General features: G+C 25.4%; 14 protein-coding genes. 2 read left to right on the forward strand and 12 right to left on the reverse strand.

Annotation, left to right across the window (positions count from 1 at the left end):
• Nucleotides 1-4 precede the first annotated feature (4 nt).
• Entirely contained in the window at nucleotides 5-3,115 is a 3,111-nt protein-coding gene (locus PWP28_RS01585; RefSeq protein WP_308644126.1) for a two-component regulator propeller domain-containing protein, read from the forward strand.
• A gap of 35 nt (nucleotides 3,116-3,150) precedes the next feature.
• Here the strand turns inward: PWP28_RS01585 and PWP28_RS01590 are convergent, their stop codons facing one another.
• From PWP28_RS01590 to PWP28_RS01645, 12 genes are all read right to left on the reverse strand, one after another.
• Nucleotides 3,151-4,503, reverse strand: a complete 1,353-nt coding sequence (locus PWP28_RS01590; protein WP_308644127.1) for a DUF4127 family protein — start codon at nucleotides 4,501-4,503, stop codon at nucleotides 3,151-3,153.
• Nucleotides 4,500-5,816 carry an FAD-dependent oxidoreductase gene (locus PWP28_RS01595; protein WP_308644128.1) on the reverse strand — a complete coding sequence of 439 codons (1,317 nt, stop codon included), beginning with the start codon at nucleotides 5,814-5,816 and terminating at the stop codon, nucleotides 4,500-4,502. Before PWP28_RS01595 ends, PWP28_RS01590 begins: the two co-directional genes overlap by 4 nt.
• 16 nt (nucleotides 5,817-5,832) lie before the next feature.
• Nucleotides 5,833-6,684, reverse strand: coding sequence for a carbohydrate ABC transporter permease (locus PWP28_RS01600; RefSeq protein WP_206050540.1), 852 nt, complete (start codon nucleotides 6,682-6,684; stop codon nucleotides 5,833-5,835).
• A 1-nt stretch (nucleotide 6,685) separates the two neighbouring features.
• Nucleotides 6,686-7,567, reverse strand: a complete 882-nt coding sequence (locus tag PWP28_RS01605; protein ID WP_109604639.1) for a carbohydrate ABC transporter permease — start codon at nucleotides 7,565-7,567, stop codon at nucleotides 6,686-6,688.
• A gap of 38 nt (nucleotides 7,568-7,605) precedes the next feature.
• Nucleotides 7,606-8,823 carry an extracellular solute-binding protein gene (locus PWP28_RS01610; protein ID WP_308644129.1) on the reverse strand — a complete coding sequence of 406 codons (1,218 nt, stop codon included), beginning with the start codon at nucleotides 8,821-8,823 and terminating at the stop codon, nucleotides 7,606-7,608.
• A 23-nt stretch (nucleotides 8,824-8,846) separates the two neighbouring features.
• Complete coding sequence (locus PWP28_RS01615) at nucleotides 8,847-9,515, reverse strand: hypothetical protein (protein WP_109604637.1); 669 nt, start codon at nucleotides 9,513-9,515, stop codon at nucleotides 8,847-8,849.
• Nucleotides 9,516-9,890: 375 nt separating this feature from the next.
• On the reverse strand, nucleotides 9,891-10,268 hold the full coding sequence (locus PWP28_RS01620) for a RidA family protein (RefSeq protein WP_264149346.1): 378 nt from the start codon (nucleotides 10,266-10,268) through the stop codon (nucleotides 9,891-9,893).
• A 48-nt stretch (nucleotides 10,269-10,316) separates the two neighbouring features.
• The gene (gene aar / locus PWP28_RS01625; protein WP_308644130.1) at nucleotides 10,317-11,471 is read right to left on the reverse strand and encodes a bifunctional L-alanine/L-glutamate racemase; all 1,155 of its coding nucleotides are present in this window, start codon (nucleotides 11,469-11,471) and stop codon (nucleotides 10,317-10,319) included.
• An 11-nt stretch (nucleotides 11,472-11,482) separates the two neighbouring features.
• A complete protein-coding gene (locus PWP28_RS01630) occupies nucleotides 11,483-12,310 on the reverse strand; it encodes a carbohydrate ABC transporter permease (protein WP_305081316.1) in 828 nt (275 codons plus the stop codon).
• The gene (locus PWP28_RS01635) at nucleotides 12,307-13,209 is read right to left on the reverse strand and encodes a carbohydrate ABC transporter permease (protein WP_109604633.1); all 903 of its coding nucleotides are present in this window, start codon (nucleotides 13,207-13,209) and stop codon (nucleotides 12,307-12,309) included. Before PWP28_RS01635 ends, PWP28_RS01630 begins: the two co-directional genes overlap by 4 nt.
• Nucleotides 13,210-13,262: 53 nt before the next feature.
• The gene (locus PWP28_RS01640; RefSeq protein WP_109604632.1) at nucleotides 13,263-14,504 is read right to left on the reverse strand and encodes a sugar ABC transporter substrate-binding protein; all 1,242 of its coding nucleotides are present in this window, start codon (nucleotides 14,502-14,504) and stop codon (nucleotides 13,263-13,265) included.
• A gap of 218 nt (nucleotides 14,505-14,722) precedes the next feature.
• The gene (locus PWP28_RS01645) at nucleotides 14,723-15,772 is read right to left on the reverse strand and encodes a GntR family transcriptional regulator (protein WP_308644131.1); all 1,050 of its coding nucleotides are present in this window, start codon (nucleotides 15,770-15,772) and stop codon (nucleotides 14,723-14,725) included.
• Nucleotides 15,773-15,905: 133 nt separating this feature from the next.
• On the opposite strand from PWP28_RS01645, the gene PWP28_RS01650 reads away from it, so the two are divergent.
• Nucleotides 15,906-17,516, forward strand: a complete 1,611-nt coding sequence (locus tag PWP28_RS01650) for a hypothetical protein (RefSeq protein ID WP_308644132.1) — start codon at nucleotides 15,906-15,908, stop codon at nucleotides 17,514-17,516.
• Nucleotides 17,517-17,544 lie beyond the last annotated feature (28 nt).

Here is a 17,544-nt window from a genome sequence, read left to right on the forward strand (position 1 = left end):
TAGCATGAATAAATTTTTTGTTTTTGTTTTTTTATTTTTATTTTCTATTTTTATTTTTTCTCATGATAAAGTTTTTGAATTTTTTGTATTAAATACTAATCAAGATCTTTCTAATAGTAATGTTAATGCAATTTTAGAAGATAAAAAAGGATTTATATGGTTTGGTACTAATAATGGTCTTAATAAATGGGATGGAAATAAAATGACTGTTTATAAAAAATCGAAAGATAATAGCAATGGTATAAATGGAAATTTTATAAATGATCTCATTTTATGTGAACAAGGAAATATTGTATTAACTACAAGGGATAGTGGTATTTCTGTATACGATCAAGAAAAAGGAACTTTTAGATATTATAATGTTGAAAATGGAAAACTTCCAGATAATAATGTTACTTTTATGACTTTGAATAAAAATACTAATATATTATGGATTGTTATAAAAAATCATGGACTTTTTTATTTTGATAAAGATACTGATTCTTTTATAAATGTCGTTTTTTTGAATGATATTAATTCTGTGGCTTTTAGAGAAGATGAAGTTTGGCTTGGAACAAATTCTGGAATTAAAATATACAATGATGGTAAGATTAGAAATTTTGATTTATTAAATGGATATAAAATAAATGATATTTGTATTGAATGTGAACATTTTTATTTTGCAACCGATAAAGGACTTTTTTTCTTGGATAATGAAAATAATGAGTTAAAAAATATATTAAAAGAATTATATATTTCTACTTTATTTTTAGATTCTAAGAAAGATCTTTGGATAGGGACACATTCGAGTAGTATATATAAAATTGATATGCATTTAGATCTTGATATTATAACTTATGATCTTAAGATTGAAGATTCTATAATTAATACAAATATTATGAGTATTTTTCAAGATAGTTCTGGATTGATGTGGCTCGGAACTCAAGGTAATGGAGTTATATATTTCGATCCATATGTTGAAGACTTTAAAAATTATACAAAATCAATTGGACAATTATCTCATAATACTATTGCAGGCATGTTGGAAATTGATACAGGTCTTATATGGATAGGTACAAGAGGTGGAGGGTTAGATATTTATGATCCCGAAACTTTGAATTTTTTTGAAAATGATGAAGAGTTAATTAGTTATAATGTTTGGTCTTTAATGCAAGATTCTAAGAGAAGAGTTTGGATAGGAACTGATAAAGGGGTTCAGATATATGATCCAGATTCCTTGAAAAATATTTTGATTATAGAGGATTTGAAAAATTATGATGTTTGGGCATTTTATGAATATTCTGAAGGTATTTATTTGATAGGAACTCGTTATAATGGATTGTTTGTTTACGATTATGATAAAAGAAAACTTTTGGATAATTTTAAGTTTGATATGTATTTTAATTTCAATTCCAATACAAGTCCAAATTTTATATATAATTTTTTTAAAGATTCTAAAAATAGACTATGGGTTGGAACAGTTGGTGGAGGTATTTATCTTTTTGATATAAATAATGGATTTGTGGATATTTATAATTCTGATAATAGTAATTTTTTAACGAATGATTATGTAGTTAAAATAGATGAAATTGATGATGGAACTCTCATAATAGGAACTTATGGGGGTGGAATTAGTTTTTATAATCCAGATAATAATGAATATAAAGTATATACTGAAAAGAATAGACTGTTGAGTGATCATGTATTGGGTTTTTTGATAAATGGCGATGATATATGGTTTAGTACTAATTCAGGGCTTTCTAAATTCAATATAAAAGATGAAATTTTTATAAATTATGATTCAACTAATGGCATTCTTAATGAACAGTTTTTTGGTAAATCTTATTTGAAAGATTCTAATGGTATATTTTATTTTGGTGGAGATCATGGATTAACTGTTTTTGATCCAAATAATATAATACCTGAAGATTATGATTCTAATGTAGTATTAACTGATATTTATATTTTTAATGAAAGAATTTTTCCGGGTATTCCATATGATAATCATATTTTTTTGGAGAATAGTATTTATTATACAGATTATATAGAACTTCCTGAAAAATATAATATGATATCTTTTGAATTCTCTTCTTTAAATTTCTTATCTCAAAATGTTTATTCTTATAAAATGGAAGGTTTTGACAAAAATTGGATTTATTCTGGAAATAGAAATATGGCAGTTTATACCAATTTAAATCCTGGTTCTTATACTTTTAGAGTTAGAGGAACTGATAGATATGGTTCTTGGAGTAATAGAGAAGTTATTTTGAAAGTAAAAATAGTTCCACCTTTTTATAAGACTATATGGTTTTATCTTTTAATGATTTCTTTAATAGCTTTTTTTGTATTTTTATTTATTGAATGGAGAATTTTCAAGGTTAAAAAGTATAATGATGAACTTGAAGAAAAAGTTATGGAGAAGACTATTGAGTTGAGAAATAATAATGATAAACTTGTTCAATTGAATGATGAACTTAAAGATTTTGCCTATATTGTCTCTCATGATTTAAAAGCTCCTTTGAGGGGAATAGGACAGATAGCCCAATGGATAATTACTGATTATCATGAATCTTTAAATGACGATGGAAAAGAACTTCTTGATCTTTTGTATAATAGAACTAAGAGGATGAATACTCTTATAGAGGGTATTTTGAGTTATTCACGTGTTGGAAGACGTGTTGATGATATAGAAAAAGTAGATACAAATGAAGTTGTTGAAGATATAAGAAGTAATATTTATAATGATGAGTATATAGAAATAATTATAGATAATGAACTTCCAATTGTTGAGGTTGATAGGACTAAGATTACTCAACTTTTTCAAAATATTATTTCTAATGCTGTTAAGTATAATGATAAAGATAAATGTGTTATTAATATAGGGTGTAATTCAAAACCAGATTATGATATTTTTTATATTAAAGATAATGGTCCTGGTATAGATGAGAAGTACCATGAAAAGATTTTTAAAATATTTCAAACGCTTTCTTCTAAAGAGGATAGTGATAGTACTGGTATAGGACTTGCCATAGTTAAAAAAATAATTGATAGTTTTAATGGTAAGATATGGGTTGAATCTCAGCTTGGTAAAGGAACTGTTTTTTATTTTTCTATAAAAAACAATAAGAAAAAATGATAGATAATGATAAATTATAAAGGTGATTTGAGAAATCAAATCACCTTTATTTTTATTTTACATTCAAATATTCTATTCCAAGGTAGTATAAATTTTTCTATTTTTAACGATTTTAGGTTCATATTTTTCATCAATTTTATTTTTAAAGGTTCTAATTCTCTTAAAAAAATGTTTTTATAAAAATAATCTAAAGTTTCTTTTTTTACATCATATATATTTTCATTTTTTTCTTGAATTATTTCTTTTAAAATGCTTCTTGTTTTTGTCTGATATAGATAATCTTCTAATAAACATTCTAAAAGAAATTTTTGAGATTCTTTTTCATTATGATTATTATTACAAGCTATTATCATACTTATAATAGTTCCCAATCTATTTGAAATAGTGTTCCAAGAACTATAAAATTTGATTTTATTTAATAATTTTTTATTTATAAGAAAATTAATTAATTTTTCATTACATTTATTTACATTTAAAGCATCTAAAATATATATTTTTTTATTATTTTGAATTTCATTTAGAATAAGTTTTTTTCCATTTTCTATATTTTTGTTTATTATTATTAAAGTATTTATTGAGTTTTTTGTTATCTTTATATTGTGCATGATTAGACGTGTTTTTAAGTTTTTTTCTAAAGGTCTATCTTCATAATCATATATATTTTTTAATGTGTCTGTTTCATCTGTCAATATATTAAGATCTACGGAATTATTTTTTATGATATGAGAAAATAATTCTTGAGATATTTCATCAGCACCATTGTATATGAATGTTTTTGAATTGTAATATTTTGAATTTTTAATTAATTCTAATTCTTCCTTTTTTGTGGGGCTATGTTTAAAAGTATCTTCAACCCCAAATATAATTTTTTTTACATTCTTTTCATTTTCATATTTTAATACTTCTAAATTTATTATATGATTTCTTTTTCTAAGTTTTTTATAATCTTCTTTGAATTTTGATGGGAGATTTTCAATATATTTTTTATCTTTAGTTATAAAATATTTTTTTAATTCATTGTATAATATTTCATCTTCTTTATTTTTTACAGAAATTAGAGCTCTTCTTATTATTGAATATATGTATATATCTTTTTTATAAATTTTTATTTTTTGCAAATTTTTTAAAGCATTTTCTAAAGTTATTTTATCAAGTCTCGAATTTATTAATCCGCCATATACTAACATATCTATTGAAATTATTGCTATATCGTATTTTTGATTTTTTGACCATTCGATTATTCCATTTATATTTGCAGGAGTATAAAAATCATCAAGAAATTTTTTTGGTGGATATATTAAGGTATTTTTTGAAATTTTTGATAATTCATATACATAATCTATATTTACTGGTCTTGAGTCAAGAGGTATTAAGAGTATTCTTTTCATTTATATATAATGCCCCTTTTATCTAAAATATTTTTAATATCTTTGTATGAAGATTCTTCTATTTTAGAATTTTTAATATATGTATAAGCTATTATTCCAGCTGCTTCACCAGTAGCACATGCAAGTGGACTTGTACGAATTGCAGAAAAAGCTTCTGATGTTGCAGAAATAGCTCTTCCAGCTAAAGATATATTTTCAATAGTTTCTGGTATTAAAGCTTCAAAAGGTATATAATATTCTTCGGATGTTTTTTTTGTAATTATTTTATCTGATCCTGAATCGTGTATATCTATTGGATAAGCTCCAACTGCTATAGAATTAATATTTATATCTTTTTTTAATAAATCTTTATATTCAATAATTTTTTTCCCTTTTACATGAAAAGTTTCTCTTATACCTATTATTGAAGAGGTTTCTATTGAATTAATATTTTCAAATCCGTATATTTCATTTTTTAAAAAAGATTCGAAATTTTCAGTGTCTTTAAATGAATTTAATTGATTTTTTGTTTTTTCATATGGATTTGTTCCATCAAAATTATATCTTGAAGTATTCATCAATATTTCATCTGGAGAAAAAGGTATTTCAAAAAAAAGAAGTCTATCTCTTTTAAAATTGATATTATAATCTTTAAATTTTTTGATTTCATTAAAATATCCAGATATTGCAAGATATTCTTTTAAAGCAGTGGTATTCTCATTTAGTGTAAAATTTTTTTTATTTTTTAATACATAATCTTTAATTTTTTCTTTATTTATTCCTTTTATTTTATATACCATAGTTGAAGGTTGCGGTGTTGAATTTTGAGTTATTTTTTTTGCTCCCGCTTTCACAGAAAAGTTTCCATCTCCTGTTGCATCTATATAAAATAATGATTTTATATGTTCTTCCATATATTCATTTATTATACTTATGTAATTGATTTTGTTTTGCTCAATTTTTATTTCATTAATAATTACTCCAAATACTGTATCAATTTTATATTTTTTTATTAGATTTGATAAAACTAATTTCATTTTTTCTGGTTTGAAAGGTGTAATACTTTCAACAAAACCTATAGGATCTTTTAAATGACCGTATGTTCCCTTAACTTTTTTTAATTCTTCAATTATTTCTTGGCCTATACCTTGTATGGTTTGTCTTTTTTTACTGTGAAAAGTCATCATTGGCATTACATTACAATTAGTGAGTACTCCACCAGGATTGTTATTTTTTTCTATTATTAATGTTTTTAATCCAAGTTTTGAACAAGAGATTGCTGCAGAAATCCCAGAAATTCCACCACCAATTATTATTACATCATATTTTTTCAAGTTTTTCACCTCTTTTTTATTTTAAAGAGCTTGATATAGATATATCTATAAAATATTTTTGAAGTATTATAAATATTATTAAAACAGGAATTATTGTTAAAGTTGTTGCTGACATTAGAGGACCCCAATCGGCTGAATTTTGGCTTTTAAAAATTTCTAAACCAAGTTGCAAGGTTCTCATCGAATCATCATTTGTTATTATTAATGGCCATAAAAAATCATCCCAAGCTTGAGTGAATGTAAATATTGCTAATGCAGCTATAGAAGATTTTCCAATTGGAAAAAATATTTTAAAAAATATTATAGATTCACTAGCACCATCAATCCTTGCTGATTCTGCAAGTTCTTTTGGAATTTGTAAATAAAATTGTCTCATCATAAAAACACCAAAAGCAGACATTATATGTGGAATTATTAATCCAGCATAGGTATTAAGAAGTCCTGTTCCACCATAACCAAATAGGTTATTCCCTCCAATGAGTGGGAAATTTTTGGCAATTAAAAATGTTGGTATAAGAGTTATCTGTATTGGAATCATCATTGTTGCAAGTAATAAAAAAAACCAAAAATTTTTGTGTTTAAATTCAAGATGAGCGAAAGCATAACCAGCCATGCTACAAAATAAAACATTTATTATTACAGATAGTCCGGAAACTATAATACTATTAAAAAAATAGCCTGAAAATCCTTTTATATTTAAAACATAGTCATAGTTTTTTATAGTAAAATTTTTAATTATTAATGATGGCGGAAATGAAAATAGTTCATTATCTGGTTTAAATGAAGATGTAACTGTCCATATAAAAGGGAAAGCCATTATTATTCCAATTATTATTAATAGAATGTATAATTTTATTTTTTTTGTCAATTTAAACACCTTCATTATTTTTTGAATTTAATTTAAAACTCATAAAAGATAGGATTAAAATTATTATTCCCAGTATAAAAGACATTGAAGAAGCCATACCCATATTCATATATTCAAAAGCTTCTCTATATATTAAAAGTCCAACTGTTGTAGTTGATTCTAAAGGTCCTCCACCAGTCATAACGTACATTTCAGTAAATGATTGAAATGTACTTATTATTCCCACTATTAGTACATAAATATGCACAGGTCTTAGAAGTGGAAGAGTTATTTTCCAAAAGCTTTGTATTTCTGTTGCACCATCTAATTTAGCGGCTTCATAAACATTTTTTGAAATATTTTGTAAACCTGCAAGATATATTATCATATTCCAACCTACACCTCGCCATATTCTCATTACAGATATAGAAGATAACGCTGTCGAAGAATCAGCCAAAAAATATACAGGAGGTATATTAAATAATGATAATAAGAAATTTATTATTCCATATTCAGGATCATATAGCCATACCCATATTATGGAAACAGCAACCATTGGAGTTATTACTGGAAGATAATATATACCTCTAAAAAAACTTATTCCTTTAATTTTATTATTTATCATTATTGCAAGAATTAAAGAAATTAACATATTTAATGGAAGTACTTCTAAAGCAAATATTCCGGTCCTTAAAATAGAATTTCCAAATTCTTGTGATTTTAATAATTCAAGATAGTTTTTAATACCTATGAAAATTGGAGATGAAAATCCGTCATAGTTTGTAAAGCTAAGTATTAAAGAATAAAATATTGGAATTATTTTGAATATTATATTGTATATTATTACTGGCATTATGAATAAAATAGCTGTTTTTACTATTTTCTTTTTTGATTTTTTAGTCATTATATTCCTCCGAATAAATGACCGGAAAACCGATCATTTTATTTGAGTTTTATTATTTCATCATATGCTTTATTTAAAGCTTCTTCAGAAGTTTCAACTTTTTTAATAGCTCTTTCGAGATGTTTTATTAGAATATCTCTTGCTTGTGACCAATAAGTTATATTTGGATTTCCAAATGAAAAATAAGATCCTTCAATGTATTTTTTTATGGTTTCATCATTTGAAAATTCTGTATATAACAAGGAAGACTGTCTTGGTGGAAGTGTTCCTAAAACCTTATTAATAGAAACAATGTTATCTTTTGAAGTTAAAAAATTTAAAACTTTTATTTTTGTTTGGATTTTTGTTTTATTGTTTACTACCATGAATCCAGCAAAAGAATAAAATGTAGATTTTTTTTCTTTTTCAGGTGGAAGTAATATTTTTAATTTGTCGTATTTATCAGGAGAATATTTTTCAATATCTTTTAAATCTTCTAAAGTTAAAAAACTCATTACAGATTTTTCTGCTGCTATAGGTTTTATAGTTCCTATTGAAGAAACACCATATTCTGGGCATACATCATTTATTAAGGATGAATAATAATTTAAAGCATCAATTCCTTTTTTGTCATTAAATACTGGATCTGCATTTTTGTCAAATAATTGACCACCATTTTGATATAGAAAAGAACTCCAAACTTGTTGTAAATCTATTCCTTGAACAGGTAGTTCTAAACCAGATCTTGTGATTCTTTTACCGGTTTTTATGGTTACTTTCTCAGCAATATTTTTAAGATCATTCCAATTTAAAGGATTATTTATATTTGGTATATTATTTTCATTTAAAATATCTTCTCTTACTACAAGAAGTCTTCCACTACCGAATAAAGGTATAAAATAGTGACTATTATTGTATAATCCTGTATCTATGCTATTTCCAAAATCTTTGTAATCTTCTATATCTTTTAAATATTTATCTAAAGGGATTAAAATATCTTTTTCAGCAAATCCAGCGATAGCAGCTTGTCCGTGCATAAATATATCAGGTCCCATATTTCCAGCAAAAGATGTTGTCAATTTTGTAGATAATTGACCCCAAGGTATAAATTCAACACTTAATTTTATTTCGGAATTTTCTTTTTCAAATTTTGGTATTAATTCATCATTTACAAGATCCATTAATTCTTTTTGAGTTTCAGCAAACCAAATTTTTATTGTTTCTGAGAAACTAAAAATAGTTATAGAAATTATTAATACTATAAAAAATTTTTTCATTTTAAATCCCTCCATTTTAATATTTATAATTTTTCAATACAGTTTTTTATTTCAAAAATTTTTTTTGAGAATGTTTTTATTTCAGTTGTTGTTACTATTGGACCAATTATAAATCCTTTGGCACCTATTTTGATAAATTCTTTTAAATCATCATATTCCATTATTTTTTGTGAAGGAATATATACTGGTAATTTTGTATTTGATATAATTTTTTTAAATTTGAGAATATCTTTTATAGTATAATTTTTTCCATATTCTGATGGATTTATTATTGAAGCTTCTATTATATCTGGATTAAAATGTTCTATTTCTTTTATTAGTTCTAAATCATCGTCATAATTTATTGCAAACATTTTTTTTAATTTTGTGTTATTCATCCATATAGGATAATACTCAATATAACAATCTAAAAAATCCAATTTAAAATCTTCAAATTCTTTGATATCCTGTTTTGAACACATTAATTCAGCTCCTGGAACTATTCCAACTGGAATATTTAAAGTATTTATAATTCTTTGAGTTTCATTTTTTATTGAATTCCAGGAATCATGAATTTTTTTAGTAACTCTGTGTTTTACATTTATATGCAATTTGACAGCATCAGCTCCCATTTTTTCTGCTTCTAATGCATATTCTAAAGTGTTTTCAGGTAAACTAACTATTAAATTTCTTTTTGATAAATTTAATTCCATTATTTTTCATCTCCCATAAAATATATTTTACTAATTTGATTTTATGCAACATTTATGCAATGTTTTTTTTATTATTTAATCGGCAGAGTTTATCAACAAACTATAAAAATATAAAATTCATTTATTAGTTATTGTATTTTAAAATAAATGAATAATAATGATTACAGTATTTTTTCTTAATTTATTAATTGTTTATTAACAAATTAATAGAATTTTTTAATTTATTGAGAATATAAAAATCATTAAAAAATACTTGAATTAATAAATTTGATAGTTTATAGTGAAGTTTTTAATTAAATTAAAAGAAGATAATGAGAATGGAGAAGTTTTTAATAAAAAACTGCATGACTTTTTAACATGTCATGCAGTTTGTTTTTATTTTATTGCTATTACTTCTATTTCAACATCGGAGTCTTTTGGTAGTTTTGCTACTTGGAATGCAGATCTTGATGGATGGTTTTCCGTAAAAAATTTTCCATATATTTCATTCATTTTTGTAAAATCGTCCATATTTTTTAGGTATACTGTTGTTTTTAAAACTTTATCCATAGAACTTCCGAGTTCTTCGAGTATATTTTTTATGTTTGTTAGTATTATTAGTGTCTCTTTTTCAACATCATTTTTTACCATTTCTCCTGTTTCCATATCAACAGGTAATTGACCAGAAAGGAATATAAGATTATTGTATTCATTTGCTATAGAGTAAGGCCCTATTGCTTTTGGAGCAGATTTTGGATTATGTGTTTTTTTCATTTTTATTTTTATCCCCCTTTTTTTATTGTATTTTTATTATAATATATTTTATATTATTTTTAAAGCTTCATCTAAGTCATTTATTAGTAATTGAGGGTCTTCTAATCCAATGTGTATTCTTATTAGAGGTAAAAGTTCTTGTGATATGTTATCAGTTGTAACTGCATAAGGCATTATTAAACTTTCATATCCTCCCCAGCTAACAGCTCTTTTGAAATAATTTATTCTGTTTGTAAATTCTATTACTTTTTCTATTTTATTTGTTTTTAATTTAAAAGACATTAGACCAGATCCACCTTTCATTTGTTTTTTTGCAAGTTCATATTGTGGGAAATCTGGATCGAATGGATATAATACATTTTCTATTTTTGGATGTTGTTTTAAAAAGTTCATTATTTTTAAAGCATTTTCATAGTGTTTTTCAAGTCTTATATGTAAGGTTCTTATTCCTCTCAGTATTAACCAAGCCATGAATGGATCTGGTACTGTTCCGATGTTTTGAAATTCCGTTTGAAATATATGTCTTATATCTTGTTCTTTTCCAATTATTATTCCTGCTACTACATCGGAGTTTCCACCGAGATATTTTGATGCTGAATGTACTACTATATCTATTCCATAGTCTATTGGGTTTTGATATATTGGTGTTGCCCATGTGTTATCTATGATTGTTTTTATATTTTTTGATTTTGCAAAGTCTGATATTTCTTTTAAGTTTTGCAGTTTGAATGTAAATGTTGTGGGACTTTCAAGGTATATTATTTTTGTGTTTTCTTTTACAGCATCTATTATTTCTTGTGTATTTGTTCCTTCAACATATGTATGAGTTACTCCAAATCTTGGAAGGTATTTTTCTAAAAGATTTTTAGTCCAACTATAAGAATCTTTTACACATACTATATGATCTCCTGATTTTAGAAAAGAAAGTATAGAATTTGTTATTGCTGATATACCAGAACTTACGAGTTTTGCTCTTTCTCCATGTTCTAATTTTGCAATTTTTTCTTCTAACAGATTTACTGTTGGATTGTTTCCGCGAGAGTATATATAATTATTTGGTTCATCTGATATAGCTTTTTTGAAGTCTTGAAAATTTTTATAGCAAAATATTGATGTTTGATATATTGGAGGATTTACGGCTCCAAAAGGAAAGTCGTTTTCTCCGAGATGATGTAATATATCTGTTGTATTTAATTCGTTCATTTTTTCCTCCTTTAGCCTTTTACGGCTCCATCAGTTAATCCCTGAACTATGTATTTTTGTGTAAATGCAAATATTATCATTGTTGGTAGAAGTGCAACAACTATTCCAGCACTCAATACACCCCAACTTACCCCTGCTTTTGATATGAAGGAATTTAAGGCAACTGGAATTGTCATTTTGTATGAAGAACTCATGAACATTGCAGCAAGGAAAAGTTCATTCCATATGTTTACAAAGGCAAAACTAAATATTGCAGCAAGTCCTGGTAATGATAAAGGTATTACTATTTTTATTATTGTTTGCATATTATTGCAACCATCTATTAATGCTGCTTCTTCAAGAGCTACGGGAATTCTATCAAAAAAACCTTTTCCCATTATTGTTGAAAAAGCTATCATTGTTGAAATGTATATTACCATCAATGAAAATAAGCTATCCGTCATTCCAAAATTGGCAAATGATGTGAATAATGGTGCCATTATCATGAATGTTGGTATCATTTGTGAGAAATACATTGCTAATAATAAGGTGTTTTTTGCTTTGTTGTATTTGAATCTCGAAAGAGAATATCCACTAAATATAGATATTATCATCGCACCTAATGCGGATATTAGGGATATTAATACACTATTTTTAAAGTATATTCCAAAATTACTTATTTCAAATAGGTATTTATAATTTTCAAAATTTATTTTTGAAGGTAAATATTTTATTGGAAATGTATATATTTCTTTATAGTCTTTGAATGAAGTTACTATAACCCAGTATAGAGGAAATAAAGCCATTATTAAGAATAATAATAATAATATTATTTTTAATGTGCTTTTTATTATTTTCATATATTATCATTCCCTTTTTTGGAGGATATTTTTAAATAAATTATTGCATAAGTTAATAGTATTGCTATTATTACTACTCCATATGCAGATCCTTGTCCATAATCGTAGAATTTTAATATTTTGTTTATCATTTGTGTTGCAAGTATATTTGTGCTGTTTGCTGGTCCACCATTTGTCATTGCATATATTATGTCTGGAAAATTCATTATCCAAATAGTTCTTAATAGTGTTGTTGATATTATTGTTGGTTTTATGTAAGGTATTGTTATTGAAAATAGTTGTTTAACAGGTCCAGCACCATCTATTTTTGCAGCTTCGTATAATTCATTTGGTACTGATTGTAATGCTGCAAGTAGCATTATTGCGAAGAATGGTACACCATACCAAATATTTACCACTATTACAGATATCATCGCTATTTTTGGATTTGATAAAAAGCCGATATTTGAATTTATTAATCCCAATTTTAATAAAATGTCATTTATTACACCAAATTGTCCATTGAACATCCAAGCCCATATCAATCCAATGGCAAATCCTGATAATGCCCAAGGGTAGAATACTAAAGCTGAATAAAGTCCTCTTCCTTTGAAGGGTTTTTTCATCAATAATGCAAGTATGAATCCAAGTATGAATTGAAATAATAAAGATATTACAACCCAGATTATTGTGTTGAATAGTATTTGTATAAATCTAAAGTTTTGATCTGTAAATATGTTTTTGAAGTTTTGAAAGTTATTGAATTGTGTATTGGATAGATCAAATAATGTATAGTTTTTGAATGATATGAATATACCTTTTATAACTGGAAAGTATATGAATAATCCAAGAAATAAGAATGCAGGTATTAATATATATATTAAGAATTTGTTTTTTTGAGTATGACTTTTTTTTAGCATTTTTGCACCTCTTAAAATTCAAGGCTTGCTTTTCAGCAAGCCTGAAGTATTTTTTAGTTCCAATATGCTTCCCATTTTTTTAGGACTCTTTTTAATTCTGTATTTCCAAGTAAGAGGTTTTGCATATCGACTTCATGAATTTGGCTCCAGCCAGGCCATCTTTCTGAGTCTAAAGGGTATGTTTTAAATATATATTTTTCTGAAACCATTTCTTTTCCATATGCAGCATATTTTTCATTTTTGAAATGTTCATTATTTTCATATGTCGATTTATGTACTGGTAAAGCTCCATAGTGTTCATTGAAATATCCATTTTGTTCTGGTGAGTTTAACCATTTTATGAAATTCCAAGCTTCTGTCTTATTTTTTGAATAACTTGGTATTCCTACTCCAGTAAATCCATAATCGAGGTATGTGTAGCCATGAGGTCCTTCAGGAATTGGTATTACTGTATATTTATTTTCATCCATTAAGTTGTTTATCAAAGGTATTGCATCTGAATCTTGTATTAAGAAAGGTGTCATTCCTGATACGAAACTGTTTATTTGTTCATTGAATCCCCAGTTTACACCGTCTTTTGGTACAGCTTCTTTGAATAGTTTTATATATTTTTCCATTCCTCTTTTATAGTCTTCAGTGTTAAAAAATTCTTTTTCAGTAGAATATATATATTTTTCATTTTTTATGTTTTCAACTTCTGCAGATGCAAATAGATCTGAATATTTGAATTCTGAAGATTTTCCTCTCCATGTGAATCCATATTGGTTTTTTGATGGATCTGTTATTTTTATAGCTATATCTATTAATTCGTCTATTGTTTTTGGTAATGTATTTATTCCATTTTGTTTTAATACATCTTCTCTAACAAAAAGAGCTTTTATGAATATACATTGAGGTACGAGATATGGTTTATTGTCTAATGTATAAGCTGCTTTTTTTGCAACGGCTGTCAAATCTTCGGCATCTTTCCAATTTTCAAAGTATTTACTCAAATCTTCGAGTTTTCCATTGTTTACAAATTGTTTTAATGTATAGTCTCTTATTTCTACTATATCGAGTTTTTGATTTGTGTTTAACATTAAAGTTGCTTTTTGATCTGCTTGTTCATAAGGTGGTGATATTAAGTTTATTTTGATATCTGGATTTTCTTTTTCATATTTTGATATCATATCTTTTAATAATTTTGTTCTTTCAGGACTTGTCATAACTTCTAAATAATTTAAAGTCACGGTTTTTGAAAATGAAATACTGAATAATAATACTAAACATAGTAATAATAAAGTTAATTTTTTCATAATTTTTCTACCTCCCCGTTTTGATAATACTATTTTTATTTTAGTGTTTTTTTTAATTTAGTCAAAAGTATATACCAATAATTATTTGTATATACTAATAATTATTGTGATTTTTTTGTAAAAATCTTTTAAATTTAAAGTTATACTCGTTTACAATATGAAATATTATATTTTCTACATAAAAAAACGAGTTTATTCGAAGATAAACTCGTTTTTGATTATTTTATTTTGTCTTTTATTCCACATGATTCTCTATATATTATTTGGGTAGGGATGTATATTTCTGATTCTATTATATTTTTTTTATTTATTAAGTCTATTAGTATTTGAGCAGATTTTATTCCCATTTCTTCAAAATTTTGTTTTATTGAGGTTAATTTGGGTACTATTAGTTCTCCAATTTTTCTGTCATCAAATCCAACTATTTTTATATCATCTGGTATTTTGTATCCTTTAGATTGCATTATTGATATTAAGGCTACTGCTATAGTGTCATAACAGCAAAATATTGTATCATAGTCATATTCTATTAATTTGTCCGCTATATTTTCTAATTGATTTTCTTTTATTATGTAGTAACCAGTTTTTGCACCAAATCTTTTTGTAGCATCTCTTATTCCCATTAATCTATCTCTGACGGTGCTTAATACTACTTCATCATATGATATGAAGGCTATGTTTTTTGAGTTTCCAAATTTTATTAGATTTTGTGTTAATTCATATGTGCTTTGATAGTTTTCAGATTGAACTACTATTTTATCTGTGTATCCAACAGCTCTATCCATGTATACGAGTGGAAAATCTGATTCTAAAAGATCTGAAAAGTCTTCTATATCAAAAAATTCCATTCTCGGTATTGCTATTAGACCTTTTAAGTCTCTTTTTAGTAGTTCTTTTACCTTTTTTTTGTTTAATTCTATATTTTCATTCATGAATTCTACTATTGGAGTATATCCATGTTCTCTGAGTACTTGTTCTATTCCAACCATCGTTTCTCCTGATAGATAATCTGATATGTAGGATAATATCAGTCCAATGTTTTTTGAGTTTTTTACATCTTCATTTACGAAAGATCCAATTTTTCTTTTTCGATATATATAGTTTTCTACTGTTAGTTCGTCTAAAGCTTTTCTAACTGTTGTTCTTGATGTATTGAATTTTTCTACGAGTTCTTTTTCTGTTGGAATTTGTTCGCCTGGTTTTAATTCTCCCGTCTTAATTTTTCTTAATATGTATTTTTTTATTTTTTTATGTAATGCTTCTTTCATTAAATCACCTCTTTTTGTGTATACATTTATTATTTTACTATAAAATTACATTATTTTTTCATTTTTTTAGTAAAATGGTATAGAAATTAGTGTATTATTAGATATTCTAATACTTTTTAAGGAGATGAAAATTATGTCAAAGAGGCTTACTGTTTTATTGTTTATTATTTTTACTTTTATTTTGTCTTTTGGTAGTTCTTATACTATGAATTCTTTTGATAGTTCTGAATTGAATAGGATAAATTCTGCCATGAGTACTGATAAGGGGAATTTTTCTTTGAATGTTGCAAAGGTTATTTATGATTTTTATAATTTTGATTGGGCTGGCAATGAATATTTGTTGAGAGATCTTGAAGATATCATGAATTTGTATTCTGAGGATATATATTCTGAAGATTTTGATAGCGAATTTGATGATGAAGATTATTTAGAAAAACTTGAAGAATTTTTTAAGAGTTTAAAAAGTTCTGATGTTTATGATTTAATGGTTTCTATTAAAGATGAATTGAAAGATTTGGATGAGAATAAGGATTCTTTGGTATTTTTATCTAAGGAAGCTTATGATGATTTTGTGAAGTTTATTAATGTTGATTCTGATCCATATTTTGTAGAATTTGATTATGAAACAGTTGGTAGCTTTGCTTTTGATTATAGAACTCTTAAGATATTAGACATTTTAGCAAATACTTTTGTTTATATGAATGATAATCCAAGTATGTTGGAGTATTATCATAACTTTTTCTCTTATTTTGAATCAGATCCAGATGAGGAAGATTTAATAAGACCTGAAGCTAATTCTGTTTTTTCTCAAATGGAGTATGTAGAACCAGAGGATTTTGAACCTTTATTGAAAAAATTAGCTGCTGTAGATGGTGATTCAGAATGGATTTCTTTGAGAGATATATTTATTCCAGAAATTTTGATTCTTCCACCTTCTTATGAATATTTTACTATTTCTGATTATGCTATGAGAGGGATGTTGTTGATAGATGATTTTGAAACTTCTGATTTATTTATTAATAAGAGATATGCAGATTTAGTAGATTATTTTATGAATACATCTGAAGCAGATGATTTTGTTTATTATTATTATCCTGATTCTTATGGGATTAAGGAAGATTTTGATAAAGTTTTGAAAGAGAATTATAATTTTAGATATGCTAATCCAATTTTAGGCTTTTTGAATGTTTCTTTTGATGAATTTTTGATGGAAGAAGATTTGGAAGATATTGTATCTGAATTTTGGATGTCTATTAATGGTGTTAAAGTTTATAATTTTAGAGATTTTGTTGAAGAATTTTTAAATTCTTATAAGGATGTTATGAACTTTAAGTTTAGAATGATGTTTAATATTGATATGAGTACTGGTTATGAAGAACCAGGAGAAGTTGTAGAGCCGTTAGTTTTAGGTTTGGATATGAATATGACATTTAATTATCCAGCTTATAAGGATCCTTTTGATGTTGGGGCTATGAATTTAAGGTTTAAACCTGAGATTTTTAATGTTGTTATGTCTGAATTTGCTAAGCTTGAACAAGGTTATTTCAATATATCCGAGATAGTAAGTAATATTTCTGAATATACAGATTTTTTAAAGGTTGAAAATAATGATTTAGTTTTTTATTTAAATGTAGATAATTATTTTGATTCTGAGATTAGTTTTGTTAATTTTATGAGTGATGATATTGTTAATTTACTTTCTATGTTTTTGATGACGGCTATGTCTTCAGATTATAATTATTGATTTTGAAAATAATAAACGGGCTTTTAAA

Source organism: Oceanotoga sp., assembly GCF_030445905.1.
GTDB lineage: Bacteria > Thermotogota > Thermotogae > Petrotogales > Petrotogaceae > Oceanotoga > Oceanotoga teriensis.

Coding starts and splice junctions, on each gene's coding strand:
- PWP28_RS01585 (WP_308644126.1), top strand. CDS start 5: ATGAATAAATTTTTTGTTTTTGTTTTTTTATTTTTATTTTCTATTTTT.
- PWP28_RS01590 (WP_308644127.1), bottom strand. CDS start 4,503: ATGAAAAGAATACTCTTAATACCTCTTGACTCAAGACCAGTAAATATA.
- PWP28_RS01605 (WP_109604639.1), bottom strand. CDS start 7,567: ATGACTAAAAAATCAAAAAAGAAAATAGTAAAAACAGCTATTTTATTC.
- PWP28_RS01610 (WP_308644129.1), bottom strand. CDS start 8,823: ATGAAAAAATTTTTTATAGTATTAATAATTTCTATAACTATTTTTAGT.
- PWP28_RS01615 (WP_109604637.1), bottom strand. CDS start 9,515: ATGGAATTAAATTTATCAAAAAGAAATTTAATAGTTAGTTTACCTGAA.
- PWP28_RS01620 (WP_264149346.1), bottom strand. CDS start 10,268: ATGAAAAAAACACATAATCCAAAATCTGCTCCAAAAGCAATAGGGCCT.
- aar (WP_308644130.1), bottom strand. CDS start 11,471: ATGAACGAATTAAATACAACAGATATATTACATCATCTCGGAGAAAAC.
- PWP28_RS01630 (WP_305081316.1), bottom strand. CDS start 12,310: ATGAAAATAATAAAAAGCACATTAAAAATAATATTATTATTATTATTC.
- PWP28_RS01635 (WP_109604633.1), bottom strand. CDS start 13,209: ATGCTAAAAAAAAGTCATACTCAAAAAAACAAATTCTTAATATATATA.
- PWP28_RS01640 (WP_109604632.1), bottom strand. CDS start 14,504: ATGAAAAAATTAACTTTATTATTACTATGTTTAGTATTATTATTCAGT.
- PWP28_RS01645 (WP_308644131.1), bottom strand. CDS start 15,772: ATGAAAGAAGCATTACATAAAAAAATAAAAAAATACATATTAAGAAAA.
- PWP28_RS01650 (WP_308644132.1), top strand. CDS start 15,906: ATGTCAAAGAGGCTTACTGTTTTATTGTTTATTATTTTTACTTTTATT.